At 68.3% G+C, this 22,981-nt stretch carries 23 protein-coding genes and 1 riboswitch; of the genes, 12 read left to right on the top strand and 11 right to left on the bottom strand.

Annotation, left to right across the window (positions count from 1 at the left end):
* The first annotated feature begins 122 nt into the window (after nucleotides 1-122).
* The 4 genes from msrB to AC5P9L_RS00895 all read left to right on the top strand — a co-directional run bounded on the left by msrB (nucleotide 123) and on the right by AC5P9L_RS00895 (nucleotide 4,926).
* Entirely contained in the window at nucleotides 123-698 is a 576-nt protein-coding gene (msrB, locus tag AC5P9L_RS00880; RefSeq protein WP_005407946.1) for a peptide-methionine (R)-S-oxide reductase MsrB, read from the top strand.
* 2 nt (nucleotides 699-700) lie between these two features.
* Nucleotides 701-2,470: a cytochrome c biogenesis protein DipZ gene (locus AC5P9L_RS00885; protein ID WP_262101925.1), complete on the top strand. Its 1,770-nt coding sequence runs from the start codon at nucleotides 701-703 to the stop codon at nucleotides 2,468-2,470.
* A 14-nt stretch (nucleotides 2,471-2,484) separates the two neighbouring features.
* Nucleotides 2,485-3,222 carry a peptide-methionine (S)-S-oxide reductase MsrA gene (gene msrA / locus AC5P9L_RS00890; protein WP_049402691.1) on the top strand — a complete coding sequence of 246 codons (738 nt, stop codon included), beginning with the start codon at nucleotides 2,485-2,487 and terminating at the stop codon, nucleotides 3,220-3,222.
* 255 nt (nucleotides 3,223-3,477) lie between these two features.
* Entirely contained in the window at nucleotides 3,478-4,926 is a 1,449-nt protein-coding gene (locus tag AC5P9L_RS00895; protein WP_049417425.1) for an aminotransferase-like domain-containing protein, read from the top strand.
* A gap of 75 nt (nucleotides 4,927-5,001) precedes the next feature.
* Here AC5P9L_RS00895 and bioD read toward each other — a convergent pair whose 3' ends face one another.
* A complete protein-coding gene (bioD, locus tag AC5P9L_RS00900; RefSeq protein ID WP_262101926.1) occupies nucleotides 5,002-5,685 on the bottom strand; it encodes a dethiobiotin synthase in 684 nt (227 codons plus the stop codon).
* A gap of 68 nt (nucleotides 5,686-5,753) precedes the next feature.
* Between bioD and AC5P9L_RS00905 the strand changes: the two genes are divergently transcribed.
* Both AC5P9L_RS00905 and AC5P9L_RS00910 read left to right on the top strand, forming a co-directional pair.
* Entirely contained in the window at nucleotides 5,754-6,236 is a 483-nt protein-coding gene (locus AC5P9L_RS00905) for a GAF domain-containing protein (RefSeq protein WP_005407940.1), read from the top strand.
* A complete protein-coding gene (locus AC5P9L_RS00910) occupies nucleotides 6,233-6,595 on the top strand; it encodes a TfoX/Sxy family protein (RefSeq protein ID WP_005407939.1) in 363 nt (120 codons plus the stop codon). Before AC5P9L_RS00905 ends, AC5P9L_RS00910 begins: the two co-directional genes overlap by 4 nt.
* A 91-nt stretch (nucleotides 6,596-6,686) precedes the next feature.
* Here the strand turns inward: AC5P9L_RS00910 and AC5P9L_RS00915 are convergent, their stop codons facing one another.
* Entirely contained in the window at nucleotides 6,687-7,265 is a 579-nt protein-coding gene (locus AC5P9L_RS00915; RefSeq protein WP_005407938.1) for a histidine phosphatase family protein, read from the bottom strand.
* Nucleotides 7,266-7,408: 143 nt separating this feature from the next.
* A riboswitch (cobalamin riboswitch) is annotated at nucleotides 7,409-7,631 on the top strand.
* Between the two features lie 115 nt (nucleotides 7,632-7,746).
* On the opposite strand from AC5P9L_RS00915, the gene btuB reads away from it, so the two are divergent.
* Nucleotides 7,747-9,588: a TonB-dependent vitamin B12 receptor gene (btuB, locus tag AC5P9L_RS00920; RefSeq protein ID WP_049418782.1), complete on the top strand. Its 1,842-nt coding sequence runs from the start codon at nucleotides 7,747-7,749 to the stop codon at nucleotides 9,586-9,588.
* Between the two features lie 141 nt (nucleotides 9,589-9,729).
* Here the strand turns inward: btuB and gph are convergent, their stop codons facing one another.
* The 3 genes from gph to AC5P9L_RS00935 form a co-directional block, all read right to left on the bottom strand.
* Nucleotides 9,730-10,386 (bottom strand): phosphoglycolate phosphatase, encoded by a 657-nt coding sequence (gph, locus tag AC5P9L_RS00925; RefSeq protein ID WP_065184091.1) that lies wholly within the window; start codon nucleotides 10,384-10,386, stop codon nucleotides 9,730-9,732.
* Nucleotides 10,387-10,450: 64 nt separating this feature from the next.
* Nucleotides 10,451-11,242 carry a class I SAM-dependent methyltransferase gene (locus AC5P9L_RS00930; RefSeq protein ID WP_495230531.1) on the bottom strand — a complete coding sequence of 264 codons (792 nt, stop codon included), beginning with the start codon at nucleotides 11,240-11,242 and terminating at the stop codon, nucleotides 10,451-10,453.
* Complete coding sequence (locus AC5P9L_RS00935) at nucleotides 11,239-12,168, bottom strand: LysR family transcriptional regulator (RefSeq protein WP_012479035.1); 930 nt, start codon at nucleotides 12,166-12,168, stop codon at nucleotides 11,239-11,241. Before AC5P9L_RS00935 ends, AC5P9L_RS00930 begins: the two co-directional genes overlap by 4 nt.
* 108 nt (nucleotides 12,169-12,276) lie before the next feature.
* On the opposite strand from AC5P9L_RS00935, the gene AC5P9L_RS00940 reads away from it, so the two are divergent.
* Together AC5P9L_RS00940 and AC5P9L_RS00945 are read left to right on the top strand one after the other, a co-directional pair.
* The gene (locus AC5P9L_RS00940) at nucleotides 12,277-12,915 is read left to right on the top strand and encodes an NAD(P)-dependent oxidoreductase (protein WP_012479034.1); all 639 of its coding nucleotides are present in this window, start codon (nucleotides 12,277-12,279) and stop codon (nucleotides 12,913-12,915) included.
* A 161-nt stretch (nucleotides 12,916-13,076) separates the two neighbouring features.
* The gene (locus AC5P9L_RS00945; RefSeq protein WP_111189398.1) at nucleotides 13,077-13,988 is read left to right on the top strand and encodes an MBL fold metallo-hydrolase; all 912 of its coding nucleotides are present in this window, start codon (nucleotides 13,077-13,079) and stop codon (nucleotides 13,986-13,988) included.
* 392 nt (nucleotides 13,989-14,380) lie between these two features.
* On the opposite strand, the gene dinB is transcribed toward AC5P9L_RS00945, so the two are convergent.
* Nucleotides 14,381-15,475: a DNA polymerase IV gene (gene dinB / locus AC5P9L_RS00950; protein WP_262101929.1), complete on the bottom strand. Its 1,095-nt coding sequence runs from the start codon at nucleotides 15,473-15,475 to the stop codon at nucleotides 14,381-14,383.
* A gap of 190 nt (nucleotides 15,476-15,665) precedes the next feature.
* On the opposite strand from dinB, the gene fabA reads away from it, so the two are divergent.
* Together fabA and fabB are read left to right on the top strand one after the other, a co-directional pair.
* The gene (gene fabA, locus AC5P9L_RS00955; RefSeq protein ID WP_005407930.1) at nucleotides 15,666-16,181 is read left to right on the top strand and encodes a 3-hydroxyacyl-[acyl-carrier-protein] dehydratase FabA; all 516 of its coding nucleotides are present in this window, start codon (nucleotides 15,666-15,668) and stop codon (nucleotides 16,179-16,181) included.
* Nucleotides 16,181-17,389 (top strand): beta-ketoacyl-ACP synthase I, encoded by a 1,209-nt coding sequence (gene fabB, locus AC5P9L_RS00960; RefSeq protein ID WP_012479031.1) that lies wholly within the window; start codon nucleotides 16,181-16,183, stop codon nucleotides 17,387-17,389. Before fabA ends, fabB begins: the two co-directional genes overlap by 1 nt.
* 115 nt (nucleotides 17,390-17,504) lie before the next feature.
* On the opposite strand, the gene AC5P9L_RS00965 is transcribed toward fabB, so the two are convergent.
* Genes AC5P9L_RS00965 through AC5P9L_RS00975 form a run of 3 tightly spaced genes read right to left on the bottom strand, consistent with a single transcriptional unit; the run spans nucleotide 17,505 to nucleotide 19,947 of the window.
* Complete coding sequence (locus AC5P9L_RS00965) at nucleotides 17,505-18,188, bottom strand: HAD family hydrolase (protein WP_049453936.1); 684 nt, start codon at nucleotides 18,186-18,188, stop codon at nucleotides 17,505-17,507.
* Nucleotides 18,185-18,886, bottom strand: a complete 702-nt coding sequence (locus tag AC5P9L_RS00970; protein ID WP_005407927.1) for a pseudouridine synthase — start codon at nucleotides 18,884-18,886, stop codon at nucleotides 18,185-18,187. The genes AC5P9L_RS00965 and AC5P9L_RS00970 overlap by 4 nt, the downstream gene beginning before the upstream one ends.
* The gene (locus AC5P9L_RS00975) at nucleotides 18,883-19,947 is read right to left on the bottom strand and encodes a class I SAM-dependent methyltransferase (protein WP_099524721.1); all 1,065 of its coding nucleotides are present in this window, start codon (nucleotides 19,945-19,947) and stop codon (nucleotides 18,883-18,885) included. The genes AC5P9L_RS00970 and AC5P9L_RS00975 overlap by 4 nt, the downstream gene beginning before the upstream one ends.
* Nucleotides 19,948-20,102: 155 nt before the next feature.
* On the opposite strand from AC5P9L_RS00975, the gene AC5P9L_RS00980 reads away from it, so the two are divergent.
* Nucleotides 20,103-20,366 (top strand): hypothetical protein, encoded by a 264-nt coding sequence (locus AC5P9L_RS00980; protein ID WP_005407925.1) that lies wholly within the window; start codon nucleotides 20,103-20,105, stop codon nucleotides 20,364-20,366.
* 82 nt (nucleotides 20,367-20,448) lie between these two features.
* Here AC5P9L_RS00980 and AC5P9L_RS00985 read toward each other — a convergent pair whose 3' ends face one another.
* Together AC5P9L_RS00985 and AC5P9L_RS00990 are read right to left on the bottom strand one after the other, a co-directional pair.
* Nucleotides 20,449-20,739 carry a DUF3247 family protein gene (locus tag AC5P9L_RS00985; protein WP_024957100.1) on the bottom strand — a complete coding sequence of 97 codons (291 nt, stop codon included), beginning with the start codon at nucleotides 20,737-20,739 and terminating at the stop codon, nucleotides 20,449-20,451.
* A gap of 43 nt (nucleotides 20,740-20,782) precedes the next feature.
* Nucleotides 20,783-22,771: a hybrid sensor histidine kinase/response regulator gene (locus tag AC5P9L_RS00990; RefSeq protein ID WP_005407923.1), complete on the bottom strand. Its 1,989-nt coding sequence runs from the start codon at nucleotides 22,769-22,771 to the stop codon at nucleotides 20,783-20,785.
* Nucleotides 22,772-22,981 lie beyond the last annotated feature (210 nt).

The following is a 22,981-nucleotide window of genomic DNA, read 5'->3' on the forward strand; positions in this document are numbered from 1 at the left end:
AGGCTGGCTGCATTGTGGCGCGGGATGGACGCCGATACCTCACGAAAAATTGAATCCTGCGTGAGGATTCGTTGACCCGGGCGGGCGCAGCATGGCCCCGTCGCCCCTTCCCGGAGTCCGCCATGTCCCTTACCCGACGCCATCTGCTGGGCCTGGGCGGTGTTGCCACCGCCGCCGGCCTGCTCGGCCTGGGGGCCTGCAGCCGTGCCGCCCCGGCCGCCGCTGAAGCGCGCCCGTCGCGACAGTTCGAGGTCATGCGCAGCGATGCCGACTGGCGCCAGCGCCTGACCCCGGCGCAGTACGCAGTGCTGCGCCAGCAGGCGACCGAGCGCCCGTACAGCAGCCCGCTCAACAAGGAACACCGGCAGGGCACGTTTGCCTGCGCCGGCTGTGCGCTGCCGCTGTTCTCCTCCTCCACCAAGTTCGAGAGCGGCACCGGCTGGCCCAGCTTCTGGGCGCCGCTGCACAACGCCATCGGCGAAGACCGCGACGTCACCTTCGGCATGCTGCGGGTGGAGGTGCACTGCCGTCGCTGCGGTGGCCACCTCGGCCATGTGTTCAACGACGGGCCTCGCCCAACCGGACTTCGCTACTGCATGAACGGCGCGGCGATGGTGTTCGTTCCCGGTGCCGCTGAGGGCGGTACCGCCGATGGCTGGCGGGTGCCGGTCGGTTCTTCCCCTGCTTCCGGAGCCTGACGATGCTGCTGTTGCTGCTTGCCTACCTGGGGGGCGCGCTGACCCTGCTGAGTCCCTGCATCCTGCCGGTGCTGCCGTTCGTGTTCGCCCGTGCCGACCGCCCCTTCCTGCGCAGCACGCTGCCGCTGCTGCTGGGCATGGCACTCACCTTCACCGTGGTCGCCAGCCTGGCTGCGGTGGGCAGCCAATGGGTGGCACAGGCCAACCAGGTCGGACGCTGGATCGCCCTGCTGCTGATGGCGCTGTTCGCACTGGCATTGCTCTGGCCACGACTGGCCGACCACCTGCTGGCGCCGTTCCAGCGCGTGGGTGCCCGCTTGAGCGCGCGTGCCGATGCGGCCGACGCAGCGGGGCGTGGCGGCGCGTGGACCTCGCTGCTGATCGGCATCGCCACCGGCCTGCTGTGGGCACCCTGCGCCGGGCCGATCCTCGGCCTGGTGCTGACCGGTGCCGCGCTGCACGGGGCAAGCGCCGGCACCAGCACGCTGCTGCTGGCCTACGCACTGGGCGCGATTACCGCACTGGCGCTGGCGGTATGGGTAGGTGGCCGCGTGTTCCGCGCGCTGCAGGCGCGGCTCGGCCTCGGCGATGTGCTGCGCAAGGTACTGGGCGTGGCTGCACTGCTGGCGGTCGTGGCGATCGGACTGGGCTGGGATACCGGCCTGCTGACCCGCCTGTCCACGGTCAGCACCGCGCGCATCGAGCAGGGCCTGCTGGATGCCGCTCCCGGCGCGCAACCGGCAGCACCGTCGATGACGATGATGGCGGGCCCCGATGCGGGTGCCAGTGCACCGCTGCCAGTGGAAGGCACCCTGCCCGCGCTGGACGGTGCCACCGGCTGGCTCAACAGCCCGCCGCTGACGGCCCAGCAGCTGCGCGGCAAGGTGGTGCTGGTCGATTTCTGGACGTACTCGTGCATCAACTGCCTGCGCGCGATGCCGTTCGTGCACGAATGGGAGCGCCGTTATCGCGACCACGGCCTGGTGGTGATCGGCGTGCACACCCCGGAGTTCGCCTTCGAGCGTGACCCGCGCAACGTCATGAAGGCGGTGCAGCAGCTGAAGGTTGAGTACCCGGTGGCACTGGACAACCAGTACACGATCTGGCGCGCGTTCAACAACCGCTACTGGCCGGCGCAGTACTTCGTCGATGCGCAGGGCAACATCCGCGGCCACCAGTTCGGCGAGGGCAACTATGCGCGCTCGGAACAGGTGATCCGTCGCTTGCTGACCGAGGCCGGCCAGACGAACCTGCCGCCGCCGGCCGATCCGGCCGCCGCCGATCTGAAGGGCGTGGCTGCGCAGGCCGACATGGGCAATCTGCGCTCGCCGGAAACCTATCTGGGCCACGCCCGTGCCGAGCAGTTCGCCTCGCCCGGTGGGCAGCGCAGCGACACCGCGTTCGACTACACGTTGCCGGCCAGCCTGGCGTTGAACCAGTGGGGCCTGTCCGGACGCTGGACCGTTACCGACGAGGCTGCGCAGCTGCAGCAGGCCGGTGGCCGCATCGCCTTCCAGTTCCATGCGCGCGACCTGCACCTGGTGCTGGCACCGGGCCAGGAAGGAAAGCCGGTGCGCTTCCGCGTCCTGCTGGATGGCAAGCCATTGCCCACCACCGATGCCGGCACTGATGTCGGCGCCGATGGCAGCGGCGTGGTCGACGAGCACCGCCTCTACCAGCTGGTGCGCCAACGCGGCACGGTCAGCCCGCACCGCTTCGAGATCGAGTTCCTCGATGCGGGCGTGCAGGCCTATGCCTTCACCTTCGGTTGAACCGGGAGGACACGATGAAATTCTCCTTTGAACAGGGCATTGCCGCTGGCGTTGCCGGACTGGTGGCCACGGCACTCATCGCCGGCGTGCTGCTCGTTGACCATGGCGCCATCGCGGCACCGGTCGAAGCCAGCGCGCAGACCCAGGCACTCCCTGTACCCACGGGCGACGCTGCGTTCCGCGATGACGCCACCCACGCCAGCGTGGTGTTCGCCGGCGGTTGCTTCTGGGGCGTGCAGGGTGTGTTCCAGCATGTCAAAGGCGTGAGTAATGCGGTGTCCGGCTACATCGGTGGCAGCGCTGCCAATGCCCGCTATGAGCGGGTCAGCAGCGGTCAGACCGGTCATGCCGAAGCGGTGAAGGTCGACTACGACCCACGCCAGGTCAGCTATGGGCAGTTGATGCAGGTGTTCTTTTCGGTGGTGCACGACCCGACCCAGCTCAACCGCCAGGGGCCCGACCACGGCAGCCAGTACCGGTCGGCGATCTTCACTGATGACGCCCGCCAGCAGGCAGCCAGCCGCGCCTACATCGCCCAGCTCGGCCAGGCCGGCAGCTACCGCGCACCGATCGTCACCCAGCTGGTCAGCGGCCAGCGCTTCTACCCGGCCGAGAGCTACCACCAGAACTACATGACCAACTACCCGCAGGCCGCGTACATCCGCTACTACGACGCGCCGAAGCTGGCCGCGCTGGGCAGGCAGTTCCCGGGGCTGTACCGGCGCGATGCGGTGCTGGTGCCGATGCGCTGACGGCATTTCCGTGGGGCCGGCTGGCGCTCGGTGACGCTCCTGCCAATGCGGTAACGATCCGGGTAGTGCCGGCCGCTGGCCGGCTCTTGCGGTTCCAGGGAATGCCGGCCAGCGGCCGGCACTACCAAAAAAAGAAGCACGGCCATCCAGCCGTGCGCTTGGAAAGTACCGGCCTTGCCCCGATCAGGCCCGGCCGACAACGACATGCTAGGCTCGCCGTCATCATGGGTACAGCACCAGATGGCGGGAAACTCGATGGATACAGATGATCAGAGCGCAATGATCCCCCCCCGCTACCAACGGCTGTCCGACGAACTGGCCGAGGCCATCCATGGCGGCCGGCTTCCGGTAGGCAGCCGCCTGCCCTCGCTGCGGCAGATGGCGTCGCAGCGCCGGCTCAGCCTGAACACGGTGATCGCCGCCTACCGCCAGCTGGAAGACGCTGGTCTGGTCATTCCGCGGCCCAAGGCCGGCTTCGAGGTCGCGCCGCGGCTGTCGGTGCCGGAACGTTCGCTGCGCGACACACCTTCTGCGCCCACCGCGCCGCTGCAGCAGGTACTGATGGCCCGCGTGCTGGAAGCACAGCGCCGCCCCGGCGTGATCGACCTGGCCTTTGCCGGCCCGCGCGGTCGCCAGTTCTACCCCGGAGCGCAGCTGGCCAAGCACACGGCGCAGGTACTGCGCCATGGCCAGCAGACCGTGGAGACCTATGCGCGCCCCAACGGCTCGCCACGGCTGCTGGCGCAGATCGTGCGCCGCGGCCCGCGCATGGGCCTGCATACCCACAGCGAACGCCTGCTGCTGACCCACGGTGCGATGGAAGGGCTGCAGCTGGCGCTACGCGCGGTCACCCAGCCCGGTGATGCGGTCGGCATCGAGGCGCCGTCCTACTTCAACCTCTACCCGTTGCTGGCCAACCTCGGCCTGCAGGCCATCGAACTGCCCACCCATCCGCAGCTCGGCCTGGATGTGGATGCGCTGGACGCGCTGCTGGAGCACACGCCGCTGGCCGCACTGGTGGTGATGCCGACCGTGCATAACCCGCTCGGCTGTACCATGCCGACCGCGGCCAAGCAACGCCTGGCCGAACTGGTCAACGCACGCCAGCTGCCGCTGATCGAAGATGCGGTGTATGCCGAACTGCAGTTCTGCGAACCGCCGGCGCCGTTGCTGAAAGCCTTCGATCGCGATGGCTGGGTGATGGTGGTCGGCGGCTTTTCCAAGACGCTGGCGCCGGATTACCGCATCGGCTGGCTCGATGGCGGCCGCTTCGCCGAGCGCATCGCGCTGCTGAAATTCCAGTCCACCGGCGGCGAGCCGCAGCTGCTGGGCGACGCGGTGGCGGCCTATCTGGAAGCGGGCAGCTACGAGCACCACCTGCATCGCATGCGCCGGCTGTACCGCGAACAGGTCGGACGGCTGCGCCAGCTGGTGGCCGAACACTTCCCGGCCGGCACCCGCGCCACCGAACCGCAGGGTGGCTTCCTGCTGTGGCTGGAACTGCCCGGCGTGGACACGCGCGAGCTGTTCGAGCGTGCACTGCAGGAGGACATCGTGTTCATGCCCGGCCAGGTGTATTCACGCGGCGCGCGGTATCGCCATTGCCTGCGGCTGTCGTGCTGCCAGACGCTGGATGCGCGCTTCATCGGCGCGGTGGAGCGGTTGGGTGCGATCGCGCGGGAGCTGGCGGCCGCAGCACGGTAGTGCCGGGCGCTGGCCGGCAACTGCACGCAGGTGGATACATCGAGGTTGCCGGCCAGCGGCCGGCACTACCCCAGGTCAATCGAGCAGATGCGTGCTCAGGATCTGGCCATCCGCTCCCGGCAGATGTGGCAGCCGCCCCCAGCACGGCATCGGCAGGCGCTGCTGCAGCGTTGCGATGTTCTTATCCTGGCGCTGCATCGCCGGGTCGATGTGGTTGCCGATCCAGCCCAGGCACTCCACGCCGCTGGCCTGCAACGACTGCGCGGTCAGACGCGCGTGGTTGACACAGCCCAGCCGCATGCCCACCACCAGCAACACCGGCAACCGCAATGTGCGCACCAGGTCGAGCTGGTCGAGCGTGGCCGAGACTGGTGCCAGCCAACCGCCAACCCCCTCCACCACCACGACATCGGCCTGCGCGCGCAGCCGCTCGAACGCTGCCACGATCGGCGCCAGCTCCACCTGCACGCCGTCCTCGGCAGCGGCCAGCTCCGGTGCCAGCGGCTGGCGCAACGCATACGGGTTCAGATCGGCATAGTCCGGTACCGGCCAGCTGGCCGCCTGCAGCGCCAATGCGTCTTCGTTGCGCAGGCCCTGGCCCAGGTCTTCGCTGCCGCTGGCCACCGGCTTCATCCCCACCGCACGCAGGCCGCGCCGGCGCAGTGCGTGCAGCAGCGCGGTGCTGGCCGCGGTCTTGCCGATCTCGGTATCGGTGCCGGTGACGAACAGGGCGGGCGGCAGCGTGGCGGGCATCGGCATCGACGGGCTCCAACAGGGCAACAGTGTGTGCATTATCGCTGGCCCGGCACGCTTGCTAGACTGCTGGCATGTTCGCCAATGCCTCGCTCACCGGCAGCAAGCCGGAACAATACGCCCAGCTGCTGGAACAGGCCCGTGGCCTGGTCTACGCCGAGTCCGACCGCATCGCCAACGCGGCCAACCTCTCGGCCCTGGTCTACCACGCCCTGCCCGACCTGAACTGGGTGGGCTTCTACCTGTACGACGGCAAGGAACTGGTGGTCGGCCCGTTCCAGGGCCTGCCGGCCTGCGTGCGCATCCCGCTGGACAAGGGCGTGTGCGGTGCCGCCGCCAGCCAGCGCGTGACCCAGCGCGTAGAGGACGTCGACGCCTTCCCCGGCCACATCGCCTGCGATTCGGCCTCGCGCTCGGAACTGGTGGTGCCGCTGCTGCGCGGCGATGAACTGATCGGCGTGTTCGACATCGACAGCCCGAAGGTCGGCCGCTTCGATGCCGACGACCAAGCTGGCCTGGAAGCCATCGCCCGCGTGTTCGTCGAGGCGCTGGGATGAGCGCACCGAAGCTGCGCAACATCGGCCCGAAAAGTGCGGCGTGGCTGCGCCAGGTCGGCCTGCGCAGCCGCGACGACCTGGTCGCGATCGGAGCCGTCGGCGCCTTCGTCAAGGTCAAGCGCGCCGGCTTCAAGCCCAGCCTGAACCTGCTGTACTCGCTGGAAGGCGCTTTGCTGGACTGCCATTGGCAGGAGCTGAGCGAGCCACAGCGTGAAGCACTGGTGCAGGATTACGAAGCACGCATCGCTGCGCATCCGCTGAAGGCAGCCGGCCCGGCGTCGGGCCCGGTGCATGAGCAGCGCTTCGATGCCGACGATGACGCTGAGGACAGCGTGGCCGAGGGCGCGGACGAGGATTGAGGCCTCCGCGTTCCTGGGGATGCCGGCCAGCGGCCGGCACTACCAGTGTGATGCGGGATCGGTAGCGCCGGGCCATGCCCGGCGAGTGCGCTCAGGGCTGCTGCAGCTCCAGCAGCTCACCCACCAGCCCGATCTCGCCGCGCTCCAGCCACACCCGCAGGCGCGTGCCGTGGTCGATACGCAGCGCCCAGCACAGCGACATGGGCAGGCCGCAGACCTGCGACAGCACCATGCGCAACGGGCCGCCATGGCTGACCACCAGCGTCGGCACCGGATCGTCATCATCGAGCAGACGATCCAGCGCGCGCGCGATGCGCCGCTCGAAGTGGCCCCAGCTCTCGCCATTGGGCGGCGGGAACGCGTGCGGATCGGCATGGAAGGCCGCCAGTGCATCCTCCGGCAGGTCGAACAGTGACCGCCCGTCCCAATCGCCGAAGTCCAGTTCTTCCCATTCCTCGTCCGCTTCCACGTCCAGCCCACGCGGCGTGGCCAGGGCCATCGCCGTATGCAGCGCGCGCAACCGCGGTGAACTGATCACCCGCTCCCAGCGTTGCCCGGCATAGGCCTCGACAAGCTCCTGTGGCAGGCCGGCCAGCTGCGGTGGGTCGCTGCGGCCATCAAGGAACTCATCACGGCCATTGCCGGCATGGCGGACCAGGTCGAGGATCATGCGCGCGTCCCGGACGGGCGACGCAGGTACAGCGGAAAACGGGCGGACATCGGCAACGGCACCACGGGATCGAGCAACCATTCTAAAGGCACAGCAAAGGCAGTCGCGCAGGCGCGACGCAACGGGACGGCCTGCGATGCCGTAGACTGCGCGCACTTCCAGGTGACCTGCGGCCATGGCCGGCAGGTTGAAACGGGAAGCCGGTGACGCGTGATTCCACGCCAGGCCGGCGCTGCCCCCGCAACGGTAAGCACGTCAGTTCCAGGCAACACCGCCACTGTGCCGCAGGCATGGGAAGGCGCCTGGACGGTGGCCTCGCGCCAGCCGGCGGCAAGCCCGGAGACCGGCCCGGAAGCCTCAGGTCGCGATGCGGTGGGCATGGCGCTGGATGACCGTGGCGTGCGCTGCGGCATCGGCGCACGCCTGCCTTCGCGGCTCCTCCCCTTCGCCACGCGGGCGTGCGTGGCACCCGGAGTCCCCCATGAAGCTGCAGTCCCGAATGCTGTCCCTGGCCGTGCTGGCCGCCCTGCCCGCGCTGGCCCAGGCCGCCAATGACACCACCGCGCTCGACCAGATCCTGGTCACTGCCACCCGCACCCCGATCGCCCTGCAGGACAGCATCGCGCCGGCGCAGGTGATCGACCGCGCCCAGATCGAATCCAGCCAGGCCACTTCGCTGCAGGAACTGCTGCGCGGTCGCGCCGGCATCAACCTGGCCAATGCCGGCGGCCTCGGCAAGCAGAGCTCGCTGTTCCTGCGCGGTACCAATTCCGGCCACACCGTAGTGCTGGTGGACGGCGTGCGCATCAACAGCGCCGACCTCGGCCTGGCCATGTACCAGGACCTGCCGCTGGCGCAGATCGAGCGCGTGGAAATCGTGCGCGGCCCGCAGTCGAGCCTGTACGGCGCCGACGCCATCGGTGGCGTGATCCAGATATTCACCCGCCGCAACCAGGGCGATTTCGCCCCGCACTTCCAGCTTGGCGGTGGCAGCAACGGCCTGCGTGAAGCCAGCGGTGGCATTGGCGGTGGTACCGAGCGCGGCTGGTTCGGTGCCGACATCGCCTACCAGCATTCCGATGGCATCGATGCCTGCCGCGGCTCGGCCACGCTGTTCACCGGCTGTTTCGCCGACGAGCCCGATCGCGACGGCTACCGCAACCTGTCCAAGAGCCTGCGCGGTGGCTACATCTTCAACGACCAGTGGAACGTGGAAGGCAGCGCATTGCGCGCCGACGGCAGGAACCATTACGACGGTTACTACAACTATTCAGAAACCCGCCAGCAGGTGCTGGCCGGCAAGGTGCGCTACACCCCGTCCGAGCGCCTGGCATTCACCGCCAACGTCGGCCGCAGTGACAACGAGTCGGACAACTTCGGCGACTTCGGTGCACGTGGCAGCGCACAGACCCACCGCGACAGCGCCTCCCTGCAGGGCGATTTCGGCGTGGCCGAGGGCCAGCTGCTGAGCGCAGGCGTGGACTGGAGCGAAGACAACCTGGATGGCAGCAGCGCGGGTTACCTGGTCGACAGCCGCCGCAACACCGGCGTATTCGTGCAGTACCAGGGCCGCTTCGGCCGCCACCAGCTGCAGGCCAGCGCACGCAACGACGACAACCAGCAGTTCGGCAACCACGCCACCGGCAGCGTTGGCTGGGCGATGGAGCTGGGCCACGGCCTGCGCCTCAACGCCAGCTATGGCACGGCGTTCAAGGCACCGACCTTCAGCGATCTGTACGACCCGTGGAGCGGCGTGCCGACGTTGAAGCCGGAGAAGTCCAAGAGCGCCAACCTCGGCGTTTCGCAGCAGGGCCAGGGCTGGCACTGGGGCCTGGACGTGTATGAAACCCGCATCGATGACCTGATCACCTACGATGCGGCAACCTTCAAGATGCAGCAGGTGGAGAAGGCCCGCATCCGCGGTGCCGAGCTGACCGGTGGCGTGCTGCTGGCCGGCTTCGACATCAACGCGCAGCTGAGCTACACCGACCCGCGCAACCGCACCGGCGGCAGCACCCAGTTCGACAACTGGCTGCCACGCCGCGCGCAGCAGACCGCGCGCCTGGACATCGACCGTCGCTTCGGCGATTTCCGCGCAGGCCTGACCGTGCAGGGTGCCGGCAAGCGCTACGACGATGCCGCCAACACGGTGAAGGTGGGAGGCTACGGCACGCTGGACCTGCGCGCTGAGTACGCACTGACGCCATCGTGGTCGCTGCTGGCGCGCGCTGCCAACGTGTTCGACCGCCGCTATGAAACAGTGGCATGGTTCAACCAGCCCGGCCGCGAGTACCAGCTGAGCGTGCGTTACCAGCCGAAGTGACCGCGACGGTCATGGTGGTGCCGGCCAGCGGCTGGCAACATCATGACCTTCGGCAACGCATCCCGGGTTGCCGGCCAGCGGCCGGCACTACCCATTGCGTTGGCCGGGTTGCCGGCCAGCGGCCGGCACTACCCCTCTGCTTCAGCCCCGCAACCCCGGCAGTTCACGCAGGTCGTCGATCACCGCCACCGCATGCGCGGTGGCCAGGTCCAGGCCGCGCGGATAGCCGTAGCGCACCAGCGCGATCGGCATGCCGGCCTCTTCGGCGGCGCGGTAGTCGGTCAACGAATCACCCACCATCAGGCAGGACTCCACCGGCAGCCCGAAATGCGCGGCGATGTGCCGCAGTGGCTCGCCACTGGGCTTGCGCTGCGGCAGCGAATCCCCCCCCAGTACCAGCGCGAATGCATCACCGATACCCAGGTGCTGCAGCAGCGGCGGCACCAGTGCTTCAGGCTTGTTGGTACAGATCGCCAGTGGCACGTTGCGCGCACGCAGTTGCGCCAGCGCTTCGCCCACGCCATCGAACAGCCGCGGGCTGCGCAGCAGGCACTCACGGTAGTGCACCATGAACACCGGCATCACCTCGGCCAGGTCCACCTCGCGGCCGGCGGCCTGCACCGCCTGCTCGACCAGACGACGCACACCGTCACCGATCCAGCCCAGCACGGTGGCTTCCGGCACGCGCGCCACGCCGATGTCTTCCAGCGTGCGGTTCAGCGCTTCGGCAATATCGGCAGCGCTGTCGACCAGCGTGCCATCGAGGTCGAACACGACCAGCGGATACGGATACGGCAAGGGACTGCACCTGCATGACGTGGGGCCGTCCATTGTACGCCGCAGTATTTTGGGCAGGCCTGCCTCAACCGATCCGGCGCGCGCGCGTGGCCAGGAACGTGGGCAGGTAACGGTCGATCAGGAAGCGCGGCTGCGGCTGCCAGTCTTCCATGAAGCGATCGATCACGAAGCCGGCATCCAGCTGTCCACCGATCAGTTCGGTCAGGCTGTGGCCGAAGGTCAGCGCATCGCCCCGCGCCAGTTTCGCCTCGCGCTCGGCCGGTGGCAGGTCTTCCAGATCCGAATAGGGAATGGCGTACTGCGGTCGGATCAGGCCCTGTGCATCCAGCTGCGGATCGCGTGCACCGACGAACAACACCGGGTTGTAGAAGCTGGCCATCAGCATGCCATCACGCGCCAGCACGCGGCGGCATTCGGTCCACACCGGCCGGACGTCGGGCACGTACAGGTTGGAGATCGGGTGGAACACCACATCGAAGCTGTCGTTGGCGAAGGCGTGCAGATCGCGCATGTCGCCCTGCACCGTGCGCAGCCGCAGGCCGTCGCGCGCCGCCACGCTGCGGTCCTGTTCCAGCTGCCCATCGGACAGATCGAACACAGTGACGTCGGCCCCGGCCGCCGCCAGCACCGGTGCCTGCTGGCCACCGCCCGAGGCCAGGCACAGGATGCGGCGGCCGCGCACATCACCCAGCCAGTCCAGCGGCAGGGCGCGGGGCGTCAGGTGCACCTGCCAACGTCCTTCGCGCGCGGCGGCAACGGTTGAACTTTCCACCGGGCGCGACCATTCGCGCACTTCACTGGCCTGGCGGTCCCAGGCAGCACGGTTGTGGTCGATCAAGGCCTGTCCGTGGTTCATGTGTTCTCCTTGCCCGGTGGGCGCCAATCCAGATCCTGGAAGGCCGGGCTGGCGAAACACTCGGCCAGGAAGTCCAGGAATCGCCGCATGATAGCGGGCTGCTGGCGCCGTGATGCGTACACGGCATGAATGCCGAGTTCGTCCAGACTGAACTCGGGCAACAACTCGATCAGCTCGCCACTGCGCAGCAGTGGCGCCACCTGGTAGGTCGGCAGCATCGCGATGCCGGCGCCCGCACGCACCGCTTCCAGCAACAGCGAGGCTTCGTTGGCGCTGATGTTGCCGCCCACCGCCACCGACAGCGAACGGCCATCGCGGTGCAGCTGCCACAGGCTCTTGCCCACGTAGTGATGGGTCAGGCAGTTGTGCGCGGCCAGGTGTTCCGGGGCGGTAGGCGTACCGCGCGCCTGCAGGTACGACGGCGTCGCGCACAGCACCGAGCGGCAGGTGGCCAGCCGTCGTGCGATCAGGCTGGGATCGATCTGGCGGGCGATGCGCACCGCAAGGTCCACCCGCTCTTCCACCAGGTTCACCATGCGGTCGACCAGCAGCAGCTCGATGCGCGCCGCCGGATGGCGTGCGACAAAAGCGGCCACCGCACGCGCCAGGTGGCTCTGCCCGAACGACACGCTGGCGGTCACCCGCAGCGTGCCATGCGGTTCGGGATCGTCGCTGGCCAGCTCGCCCTGCAGTTCCTCGCCGATGGCCAGCATCTGCCGGAAGCGCGCCAGCGCCGCCTCGCCCGGGCCGGTCAGGCTGACCCGGCGCGTGGTCCGGTGCAGCAGGCGCGCGCCCAGCCAAGCCTCGACCTCGGCCAGGTAGCGGCTGACCATCGCCCGCGACATGTCCAGCACCTCGGCGGCGGCGGTGAGGCTGCCGCGCTCGGCCACCTCGACGAATACGGTCATGGCGGTCAGTCGGTCCATATGCTCGATCCATGCAACAAACAAGCGCGTTATACGCTGTTTTTCGAGCGACTGCAGCGGCCTAGAGTGGCCCCATTCCCACCCCACACCGCCCCACGGAGTCCTGCCATGAAGATCGCCCTCGTTGGTTCCACCGGCAACATCGGCCGCCAGATCGCCCGCCACGCGCTGGCCAACGGCCACGAACTCACCGTCATCGTGCGCAGCGCGCAGGATCTTCCGGCCGAACTGGCCGGTGCCCATCCGGTGATCGCCTCGCTGGATGACCAGGATGCCCTGGTCGCCGCCATCGCCGGCCACGACGTGCTGGCCAGCGCCTATGGCCCGCGTCCGGGCGATGACATCGGCCGCGTCGGCGAAGTGGCCGCGCAGCTGGCCGCCGCCGCGCGCAAGGCCGGCGTACCGCGCCTGGTGGTGGTCGGTGGCGCCGGCAGCCTGGAAGTCGCGCCGGGCGTGCAGCTGGTCGATACCCCCAACTTCCCGGAGGCCTACAAGCCGTACGCGCTGGCCCATCGTGAAGCCTTCAATCGCCTGCAGGCGGTGGACGACCTGGACTGGACCTTCTTCTCGCCGGCCGCCGAAATCGGCCCGGGCGAAGAGCGCGGCCAGTACCGCGTGCAGCCCAAGGCCTTCCTCGCTGATGCCAGCGGCCACAGCCGCATCAGCTACGCCGACTACGGCGCCGCGTTCGTCGCCGAGCTGGAAGCGCAGCAGTACCCGAAGCAGATCATCACGGCCGCGTACTGATCATGGCGTCCGCCGGGCATGGCCCGGCGCTACCCAGCTGTAGAGCCGAAGGCAACGGCAGGAGCCGTTGCCAGCGTCGCTTGCGACGGCCCGCAGGGGCCCGGGCAAGGACGCCCGGCATAGCCCACGTTCGGCTCCCCATTCGACACAAGGAATTTCCAATGCGCACCGCTGCCCTGCTGCTTCCCCTCGCCCTGGCCGCCAGCTTCACCAGTGCGCCGCTGCTGGCCGCACCGGCCACCGCGGCGCCCGCGGCAGCGACAAAATCCCAGCTGCACCTGCAGACCTTCCATCCCGGTCCGCAGGCGATGTTCTCGGTGTCCTCGGTGCTGATCGAAGGCCGCCGCGATGCGATCCTGGTCAACGCGCAGTTCGGCGCCAGCGATGCGCGCAAGCTGGTCGAGCTGATCCGCGCCAGCGGCAAGCAGCTGACAACGATCTACATCAGCCACGGTGATCCGGACTACTACTTCGGCCTGGCTACCCTGCAGGACGCGTTCCCGCAGGCACGCATCGTCGCCACTGCGCAGACCGTTGCCCACATCCAGCAGACCCAGGCCGGCAAGCTGGCCTACTGGGGGCCGAAGATGGGTGCCGACGTGCCGTCGCGCATCGTGGTGCCGCAGGTGCTGGATGGCGATGCCCTGCAGCTGGAAGGCCAGCGCCTGCCGCTGATCGGCCTGGATGGCCCGGCCCCGGACCGCACGGTGCTGTGGGTGCCGTCGCTGCGCGCGATCGTCGGCGGCATTCCGGTGGTGGCCGGTGAACACGTGTGGATGGCCGACACGCAGACGCCGAAGTCGCATGCCGACTGGCTGCAGACCCTGCAGCGGTTGCAGGCGCTGAAGCCGAAGGTGGTGGTGCCGGGGCATTACGCGCCGGGTGCCGCACTGGATGCCAGCGCGCTGGTGTTCACGGCGGACTACATCCGCGCGTTCGATGCCGAGACGGCAAAGGCCAAGGACAGTGCGGCGCTGGTGAAGGCGATGCAGGCGCGCTATCCGAAGCTGGCGGGCGTGGCGTCGCTGGAACTGAGTGCGAAGGTGGCCAAGGGCGAGATGCAGTGGCCGTGAGGTAGGGAGTTTTCTTTTTGCAGGGCTGCGCCCTGCACCCGCTCAATGCAACGGCAACAGCCGAAGCAACGGCAGAAGCTGGTTTCCTGAGGGTGGGCGGGGGGGGTCCGGTTGCGGGGGACGCTGCAAGTACGTCCATGTAAGCTCGATCGCGGCTTGCTCGTGTGCGCTGTCCTGCGCACACGGCAAGACCGGGGTTGGGCGTCCTGCCCAACCCGCCCGAGGCATGCCTCGGGCCCATGCGGCTCACGCCCCCGCAACCGGACCCACCCCGCCTTCGACAGTTTCCTGCTGCTGATGGAACCTGCTGCTGTTGGTGGGTGCCGACCGTTGGTCGGCACGGGGCCGGATCCCGTTGCTGCGCAACGGGCTCTGACCCCACTGTTTGATGATTAGGTATCTGTGGGATTGATCATGTCGTGCTCGAACAATTCCCCCTGCACCACCGGCTCCTTTTCGCGGAAGCCACCCAGCCCGACGCCGACCAGGCGGTAGCGCGTCTCCGCCGGCAGGTCGACGCGGGCGCGCAGGGCCAGCGCGATGTCGCGCAGCTCTTCCATCGATTCCGGCGGGCGCTCCGGGGTGAAGCTGCGGGTGAGGATGCGGAACTGCGCGGTCTTCAGTTTCAGCACCACGGTGTGGCCGATGCGCTCGGTCTTGCGCGTGGCGTTCCAGGTCTTCCCTGCCAGCTGCACGATCGCCTCGGTCAGGTCTTCCAGCAGCAGGTCTTCGGCGAAGGTGTCCTCCGAGGAGATCGACTGCACCTGCTGGTCCGGTTCCACCGGCCGCTCGTCGATGCCACGTGCGCGGTTGTACAGGCTGCGGCCGAAGCTGCCGAATGCCTCTTCCAGATCGATCAAGGCCCACTGCCGCAGGTCGCCGCAGTTGACGATGCCGCGCGCGGCCAGCTTGCCTTCCATGACCTTGCCGACGCCGGGCACGCGGTTCACCGGCAGCGGCGCCAGGAACGCATCCACGCGCTGCGGTGGAATCACGAACTGGCCGTCGGGCTTGCGCCAGTCCGAGGCGATCTTGGCCAGGAACTTGTTCGGCGCGATCCCGGCTGAAGCAGTCAGGTTCGTTTCCTCGCGGATCTGCGCGCGGATGGTGCGGGCGATGTCGGTGGCCAGTTCGATGCCACTCTTCGGCTCGGTCACGTCCAGGTAGGCCTCGTCCAGCGACAACGGCTCGACCAGGTCGGTATGGCGCAGGAAGATCGCGCGTACCTGCTGTGACACCGCCTTGTAACGCGCGAAGTCCGGCGGCACGAAGATCGCGTCCGGGCACAGGCGCTCGGCACGCACGGCGGGCATCGCCGAACGCACGCCGAACACGCGCGCCTCGTAGGACGCCGCACACACCACCGAGCGGGCGCCACGCCATGCCACGACCACCGGCTTGCCGCGCAGTGACGGATCGTCGCGCTGCTCCACCGACGCGTAGAACGCGTCCATGTCAACGTGGATGATCTTGCGCAGTCGGGTCATGTCAGGTGGGAAAGGCGGGGCCGGGCCGGGTGGGCCACACGCCGAAGTATGGTCGTTGCACATCAACAGGATGCGCGTATTCCCTTGAAAACACTACGGTTGCGTACGGTTGAAATGTTTGATCGGCGCAGTTTCCACGGGCATTCTCGGGCGCTTGTTTCCCTGTTCTTCGCTTCCAGGATTGTGCTTCATGACCCGTCTCCACGCGTTCAACCGCGAACAGCTGCTGGCCAGCGCACGCGGTGAACTGTTCGGCACCGCTGCCGGCCGTCTGCCCAACGACCCGATGCTGATGTTCGACCGCATCACCGACATCCGCGAGGACGGCGGACCGCATGGCAAAGGCATGGTACGCGCCGAACTGGATATCCGCCCGGACCTGTGGTTCTTCGGCTGCCATTTCATCGGCGACCCGGTGATGCCCGGCTGCCTGGGCCTGGACGCCATGTGGCAGCTGACCGGCTTCTTCCTGACCTGGCTGGGCGCCCCCGGCAAGGGCCGCGCGCTGGGCTGTGGCGAAGTGAAGTTCACCGGCCAGGTGCTGCCGGAAGCCAAGCTGGTGCGTTACGAGATCGACATCAGCCGCGTCATCAACCGCAAGCTGGTGATGGCCCAGTCGGACGCCCGCATGTACGTGGATGACCGCGAAATCTACAGCGCGCGCGACCTGCGCGTCGGCCTGTTCACCGAAACCGGGAGCTTCTGATGCGTCGCGTCGTCATCACCGGCATGGGCATCACGTCCTGCCTCGGCAATGATCTGGATACCGTTTCGGCCGCGCTGCGCGAAGGGCGCTCGGGCATCACCGCCCTGGCCGACCACGCCGAAGCGGGCCTGCGCAGCCAGGTCGGCGGTCGTGTCGACCTCGATCTGGAGGCGCTGATCGACCGCAAGCAGAAGCGCTTCATGAGCGATGCGGCAGCCTTCGCCTATCTGGCCATGCGCGATGCCATCGCCGATGCCGGGCTCAGCGCCGAGCAGGTCAGCAGCCTGCGCACCGGCCTGATCGCCGGTTCCGGTGGCGGCTCCAGCGAATGGCAGATCGGCGCGGTCGACCTGCTGCGCGAACGTGGCGTGCGCAAGGTCGGCCCGTACATGGTGCCGCGCACGATGTGCTCGACGGTCTCGGCCTGCCTGGCCACGGCCTACCAGATCAAGGGCGTCAGCTATTCGCTGTCGGCCGCCTGCGCGACCTCGGCGCACTGCATCGGCGCGGCCGCGGACATGATCCGCCATGGCGCGCAGGACATCATGTTCGCCGGTGGCGGTGAAGACCTGCACTGGTCGATGAGCGTGATGTTCGATGCGATGGGCGCGCTGTCGACCAGCTTCAACGAAACCCCGGCCAGCGCCTCGCGTCCGTACGACAAGGACCGCGACGGCTTCGTCATCGCCGGTGGTGGCGGCATGCTGGTGCTGGAGGACTACGACCACGCCGTTGCGCGCGGCGCGCACATCCACGCCGAACTGATCGGCTATGGCGTGACCTCCGACGGCGCCGACATGGTCGCTCCGTCCGGCGAAGGCGCGGTGCGCTGCATGAAGATGGCGCTGCAGGGCGTCGATCGCCCGCTGGACTACCTCAATACCCACGGCACCTCCACGCCGCTGGGCGACGTCACCGAGCTCAATGCGATCCGCGAAGTGTTCGGCGATGCGGTGCCGCCGCTGTCCTCGACCAAGGCGCTGTCCGGCCATTCGCTCGGTGCGGCCAGCGTGCACGAGGCGATCTACTGCCTGCTGATGATGCGCGATGGCTTCGTTGCCGGTTCGGCCAACATCGGCGAGCTGGACCCGAAGGTGGAGAGCTTCCCGATCCTGCGCGAAAGCCGCGAGCAGAAGCTGGATACGGTGATGTCCAACAGCTTCGGCTTCGGTGGCACCAACGCCGCGCTGGTGTTCGGGCGAGTGTGATGGGGCAGGTGTGCCGACCAACGGTCGGCACCCACCAGGGCAGTAAAGAGTGCCAACCAAGGTTGGCACCCACCGGGGCATTGGGGTCTGCCGACCAACGGTCGGCACCTACCGGTTACCTCGGCAACAACGGCAGCAGCAGCGCGTGCGCGTCCACCAGCGATCCAACGATGCGGTGGCCCAGGGCACGCAACTCTTCATCCGGATGCACCAGGTCAGGCACCTGGATCACGGTCATGCCGGCCGCCAGCGCCGCACGCGTACCGGCCGGTGAGTCTTCCAGCGCCAGGCAGCGTTCCGGCGCCTGGCCCAGCCGCTGCGCGGCCAGCAGGTAGATATCCGGCGCCGGCTTCGGCCGCGCGACGTCGCCACTGGTGATCACCGCATCGAAGTACGGCAGCAGGCCGGCCGCAGCCAGCTTGCGGTTGGCACGCGGCTGCCGCGTGGTGGTTGCCACCGCACGCGGTACCGCATGCGCCTTCAGCAGTTGCAGCAACTCCAGGATTCCCGGCCGCAACGGCAGGCCGGTCTGCGTGCGTGCTTCATACAGGTCGTGGCAGCGCGCGGCCACCGCCTCGATCACGCTGTCCTCGATGCCCTGCGCACGCAGCAGCGCGTGCGTGTCACGGTCACCGAGGCCGACCATGCGCAGGAACACCGCCTCGTCCAGGCCCAGTCCGAACTCTTCGGCGGCCTGGCTCCAGCAGGCCAGCGAAACCCGCTCGCTGTCGATCATCAGGCCGTCCATGTCGAAGATGACGGCGTCGGGGAGGAACGGCAGCGCAGCGATGGTGGTCATGGAGCGAACAGCGTATCCAGGTCGGTGGAGGTGAGCTGCCGCCATTGCCCTTCGTCCAGCCCCTGCAGATCCAGCCCGCCGACGCGGCTGCGGTGCAGGGCCTGCACGTGGTTGCCGGTGGCGGCGAACATGCGGCGTACCTGATGGTAGCGGCCTTCGTGCAGCACCAGGCGCGCGCGGCGCGCATCCAGCACTTCCAGTTCAGCCGGCAGCAGGGGCGTCTTCTCGGACTCCAGCATCAGCGTCCCGCTGGCGAACAACGCTACCTCGTCGCCGCGCAGGTCGTCGCTCAACTCGACCTCATAGACTTTCGGCAGCTTCGACTTCGGCGAGATGATCCGGTGCAGCAGGCCGCCATCGTCGGTCAGCAGCAGCAGGCCACTGGTCTCGCGGTCGAGGCGGCCCACCGTGGACAGCACCGGATCGCGATCGCGGAAGCGCGGCGGCAGCAGATCGTAGATCAGGCGGCCGGTGTCCTTGGTCGAGCAGGTGTAGCCGGCCGGCTTGTGCAGCGCGATCGACAGGCCCACCGGCGGGTCCAGCGGCTCGCCGTCGACACGGATCGCCTCGTGCGGCACCTGGTCGTCGGCATACAGCACCTCGCCGTCGGCGTCGGTGACGCGGCCTTCGCGGAACATCCACTGCACCTGCTTGCGGCTGCCATAGCCCAGGTTGGCGATGAGCTTGACCAGCTTCACTTGCCCTTCCCCTTCACCGCTTCCACCAGCTTGAAGCCATCACGCTCGGCGATCACGCGCACCGCGCCAAAGCTCTCGTTGAGCGTGTACTCGTACGGCAGGTGGCGGTTGGCCACCACGTACAGGCGTCCGCCCGGGCGCAGCGCCTGCGCGGCCACGGCGATGAAGCGCTGGCCGATGTCCGGGCGATCGGCGCGCGACGGCGTGTGGAACGGCGGGTTGCTGATGATGACGTCGTAGGCCGGTTCGATACCCGCGGTGACGTCCTGCCACAGGAAGCGCAGCGGCAGCGGGCGCGGCGGCGGCGCCAGATTGAGTTCGGCCAGTGCCAGCGCGCGCTGCTCGGCTTCGTACAGGTCCAGCGCGGTGATCTTCGGGCAGCGTTCCAGCAGCTCGCGCGAAAGGTAGCCGTAACCCGCGCCGAGGTCGGCGGCACGCCCGGCCAGGTCGGCCGGCAGGTGTTCGGCCAACAGCGCCGACGCCGGGTCGATGCGATCCCAGGCGAACACGCCCGGGCGGCTGAGGAAACGGCCGCCGACGATAGGCCGCACCGCATCCAGTGCCGACCAGCGCTTGGCCAGGTCAGCGTCGTGCTGGCCCTGCATCGGCGCGGTCCAGTACACGCGGCAGTGGTTCTTGGTCAGGCTGCCGCCGAGGCCGGTCAGCTGCTTGAGGTCACCCTCGCCCGAGCGTGCGCCTTCGTTGTTGGACTGGCAGGCAACGATGCGGCCGCCGTCGGCGACCAGCGCCAGCGCGCGGGCGAACAGCGCGCGGGCTTCTTCACGCTGGCGCGGCGGCAGCACCAGCACCAGCGGGTAGCGGCCCTTGCCGGCCACATCATCCAGCTGGCCGCTGACGGTCCAGCCGGCGGCCTGCTGCAGCGGCTGCGCGAACGGGGCGAAGCTCTGCTCGCAATGCACCTCGCGGTTGCCGGCCACTTCGCGCAGCGGCCAGCCGTCGCGGGCCCGCAGGAAAGCCACGGGGCCTTCCGGCCAGCGCAGGGCGCCTTGGGAGAACGGCAGGAACAGGGTCTGCAGGGGGGCGTCGTCGCTGGAGGCCATCGGCGCGGGTACTTCAAGCGTGAGGGCCGTCCATTGTACCGGCTTGACCGGGTCGGCCCCGGCAGCCGCTTTGCGAAACCCGAACGGGGCCTTGATCTGCCAGCAACATTGGAACGTTCAGGGTAGAGGCTCCCCGGAAACCCAGGAGAACCTGCATGCGAGCCTTGTTCGTCGGTGGCGTGGTCGACAACAGTGAAATGGACCTGGAAGGCAGCCATCCGCCCGTGCATTACCCCGAGGACACCGGCGGCGGCCACTCGCGCTACCGGCTGCACCAGGTCGGTCATGGTGCCGACGGCAGCGTGGCCTATGCGGTGTATGGCGCGCCGGACCTGGCCGATGACGAGGTGGCGAGGGTTGCGGAGGAGCGGGCGTATGCACGCCGGTTCGAGGCGACGCCGACTCTGTTCGAGCACTGAGCGCAGCAGCCACGCATGGCGTGGCTCTACTGCAACCTCTGGTAGATCCACGCCAAGCGGGGATGGGCCCGGCAGGTTGCCGTCAAACCCTCGGCGGCAACCTGCGGATGCTGGCGATTTCATCCAGCCACACATGGTGCTGCTGCACCGGCGTGTCGTAGTCATCCAGGCGCAGCTGGCCGTTGCTGCCTTCATCACCAGCGACGTTGCGGTATTGCTGCACGGTTGGCCTCACGGCCACCGTGCCGAGCAGGCGGCGGCCATCGTGCAGAATCAGTTCCACCTGCGTTTCGCCATCCAGCTGCGGCAGCAGGGCTTCCAGGCGCGCGATCTGCGCCGGATCGGTGTGGATACGTGGAGCTATACGGGACATCGGCGACCTCCTGATTGCAGGGTCGCCGATCGGCCGTGAATGTTCAGTGCAGCGCGCTGTCCGCGCGCGGCACCTGCACCTTGCGTACGGCAGCCACCAGCTGCGCCACCGAGTACGGCTTGGCGACATGCTCCTGGAAGCCCGACGCCAGCGCGCGGCGGCGGTCATCGGCACGCGCCAGTGCAGTCACCGCCACCGCAGGCAAGGTTGCCGCGTCCACGCCCATGTCCTCGCGCAGCGTGCGCACCAGCCCATAGCCATCCATGCCCGGCATGCCGATGTCGGTCAGCATCACGTGGTACTGCAGATGGCCGGTGTCGGCCAGCAGTGCCAGTGCCTCGCCGGCCGAGCTGGCCGCCGACACGCTGGCGCCCTGCTCTTCCAGCATGCGCCGCAGGTACTCCAGCACCTCCGGCTGGTCTTCCACCGCCAGCACATGCATGCCCCGCAGCGGATACGGTTCGACGATCACCGGCTCCAGGATCGGCCCGCTGATGACTTCGCGCAGCGGCCGGCGCTCGGCATCCGGCAGGTGCTGGGGCAGGCGCACGGTGAACGTGGCGCCGTGGCCATGGCCTTCGCTGGCGGCGGCGACGGTGCCGCCGTGCAGTTCGACCAGCTGCTGCACGATCGCCAGGCCCAGGCCGAGGCCGCCATGGCGGCGCGTGGTGGTGCCATCGGCCTGGCGGAAGCGGCTGAACAGGTGGTTGAGGAACTCCGGTGCGATGCCATCGCCGGTATCGCGCACCGTAATCACCCAGTGGGTGCCGTCGGCCTGCAGCTGAACGTCGATGCGGCCCTCGGCCGGGGTGAACTTGATCGCATTCGAGAGCAGGTTCCAGAACACCTGCTGCAGGCGCGTGGCATCGCCCAATACCAGGCTGGGCTGCTCGGGCAGCTGCAGGTGCACGTCCAGCGCCTTGCCTTCGGCCACCAGTTCCTGCGCGCCGATGGCTTCGCCAAGCAGCGTGCGCAGGTCCAGCACTTCCACCTCCAGCTGTACCTTGCCCAGCAGCATGCTGCTGAGGTCGAGCATGTCCGAGATCAGCCGCTTCTGCGCACCGGCGCTGTTGGCGATCACGTTCAGGCCCTTGTACAGCGGGCTGGTGTTGTCCACGCGCTGCAGCAGCAGCTCGCTCCAACCGAGGATGGTGGTCAGCGGCGTGCGCAGCTCGTGCGACAGCGTGGCCAGGAACTCGTCCTTCAGCCGCGCCATGTTCTCGGCGGCGCTGCGCGCGGCGCGTTCGGACTGCAGCAGTTCCTCGCGTGCCAGTTCGATCTCGCGGCGCTCGGTCACGTCCGGGCTGCTGCCAGCCAGGCCGATGAAGCGGCCCATGCGCGAGAAGCGCGGGCGCGCGTTCATCTCCAGCCAGCGCCACTGGCCGTCGGCGCGCCGCGCACGTACCAGCGCATGCATCGAACGCTGCGCCTTCAGTGCTTCCTGCAGCTCGTACTCGAATACGGACGCATCATCTGGATGTACCAGGCCGCGCCAGACATCTTCCGGAACGCGCGTTTCGTCGCCACCGAAAAACTCGCTGAAGGCGCTGTTGACGAAGCGGGCGTGGCCGCGCTCGTCGAGCACCCATACCGGCATCGGCAGGCCATCGGCCAGTGCGCTGAAGCGGGCTTCGCTTTCGCCCAGCTCCACTTCCATCTGCTTGCGCGCGGTGATGTCGAAGAACAGGATGCCGACCTTGTCTTCGCCCGGACGACCAACGCGCACCGCATCAACCGCGAACGAGCGGCCCAAGGCGCGCGCTTCCATCTCGAACTGGGCGGGGCGACCACTGCGGGCCACTTCACCGTAGATGCGGAACCAGTCTTCCTCGTGGTTCGGTTCCAACGCACTCATGCGCTGACCGCGTGCGTCCTTCAGGCCGGTATGGCGCTCGAAGGCGTCGTTGACCTCGATGAAACGATAGTCCACCGCGCGGTCGCCTTCGAACAGCACCTGGATCACGCAGAAACCGGCGTTGATGCGCTCAAGCACGCCATGATGCAGGTCGGGTTCGGGCGCCGGCACCATCATCGGTGGGCGCTCCACTAGGGGCGGCAGTGTGGACAAGGGCGTCTGGACGGGCCGGATTGGAGACACAGCATGTTCCAGAGAGCGTATTCACAGCGTCAAGCGCCGTCAGTCAGGGTTGACGACGATGAATTGGCGGTAACCCCCCTTGCATACGCCGCAGCCGGCCATTGCAGTGACCCGGCCACAGGATCACACTCGATCCGTGATCAA

It is taken from the genome of Stenotrophomonas sp. YJH_SMC_64, assembly GCF_059371375.1.

Bases quoted from the DNA above. Each gene is read 5' to 3' on its own strand.
- AC5P9L_RS00935 (WP_012479035.1), bottom strand. From the start codon at position 12,168: ATGGACCGACTGACCGCCATGACCGTATTCGTCGAGGTGGCCGAGCGC.
- msrB (WP_005407946.1), top strand. From the start codon at position 123: ATGTCCCTTACCCGACGCCATCTGCTGGGCCTGGGCGGTGTTGCCACC.
- msrA (WP_049402691.1), top strand. From the start codon at position 2,485: ATGAAATTCTCCTTTGAACAGGGCATTGCCGCTGGCGTTGCCGGACTG.
- AC5P9L_RS00965 (WP_049453936.1), bottom strand. From the start codon at position 18,188: ATGACCACCATCGCTGCGCTGCCGTTCCTCCCCGACGCCGTCATCTTC.
- AC5P9L_RS00985 (WP_024957100.1), bottom strand. From the start codon at position 20,739: ATGTCCCGTATAGCTCCACGTATCCACACCGATCCGGCGCAGATCGCG.
- AC5P9L_RS00980 (WP_005407925.1), top strand. From the start codon at position 20,103: ATGCGAGCCTTGTTCGTCGGTGGCGTGGTCGACAACAGTGAAATGGAC.
- bioD (WP_262101926.1), bottom strand. From the start codon at position 5,685: ATGCCGATGCCCGCCACGCTGCCGCCCGCCCTGTTCGTCACCGGCACC.
- AC5P9L_RS00975 (WP_099524721.1), bottom strand. From the start codon at position 19,947: ATGGCCTCCAGCGACGACGCCCCCCTGCAGACCCTGTTCCTGCCGTTC.
- AC5P9L_RS00910 (WP_005407939.1), top strand. From the start codon at position 6,233: ATGAGCGCACCGAAGCTGCGCAACATCGGCCCGAAAAGTGCGGCGTGG.
- AC5P9L_RS00895 (WP_049417425.1), top strand. From the start codon at position 3,478: ATGGATACAGATGATCAGAGCGCAATGATCCCCCCCCGCTACCAACGG.
- fabB (WP_012479031.1), top strand. From the start codon at position 16,181: ATGCGTCGCGTCGTCATCACCGGCATGGGCATCACGTCCTGCCTCGGC.
- fabA (WP_005407930.1), top strand. From the start codon at position 15,666: ATGACCCGTCTCCACGCGTTCAACCGCGAACAGCTGCTGGCCAGCGCA.
- AC5P9L_RS00945 (WP_111189398.1), top strand. From the start codon at position 13,077: ATGCGCACCGCTGCCCTGCTGCTTCCCCTCGCCCTGGCCGCCAGCTTC.
- AC5P9L_RS00930 (WP_495230531.1), bottom strand. From the start codon at position 11,242: ATGAACCACGGACAGGCCTTGATCGACCACAACCGTGCTGCCTGGGAC.
- AC5P9L_RS00990 (WP_005407923.1), bottom strand. From the start codon at position 22,771: ATGATGGTGCCGGCGCCCGAACCCGACCTGCATCATGGCGTGCTTGAG.
- AC5P9L_RS00915 (WP_005407938.1), bottom strand. From the start codon at position 7,265: ATGATCCTCGACCTGGTCCGCCATGCCGGCAATGGCCGTGATGAGTTC.
- btuB (WP_049418782.1), top strand. From the start codon at position 7,747: ATGAAGCTGCAGTCCCGAATGCTGTCCCTGGCCGTGCTGGCCGCCCTG.
- dinB (WP_262101929.1), bottom strand. From the start codon at position 15,475: ATGACCCGACTGCGCAAGATCATCCACGTTGACATGGACGCGTTCTAC.
- AC5P9L_RS00940 (WP_012479034.1), top strand. From the start codon at position 12,277: ATGAAGATCGCCCTCGTTGGTTCCACCGGCAACATCGGCCGCCAGATC.
- AC5P9L_RS00905 (WP_005407940.1), top strand. From the start codon at position 5,754: ATGTTCGCCAATGCCTCGCTCACCGGCAGCAAGCCGGAACAATACGCC.
- AC5P9L_RS00885 (WP_262101925.1), top strand. From the start codon at position 701: ATGCTGCTGTTGCTGCTTGCCTACCTGGGGGGCGCGCTGACCCTGCTG.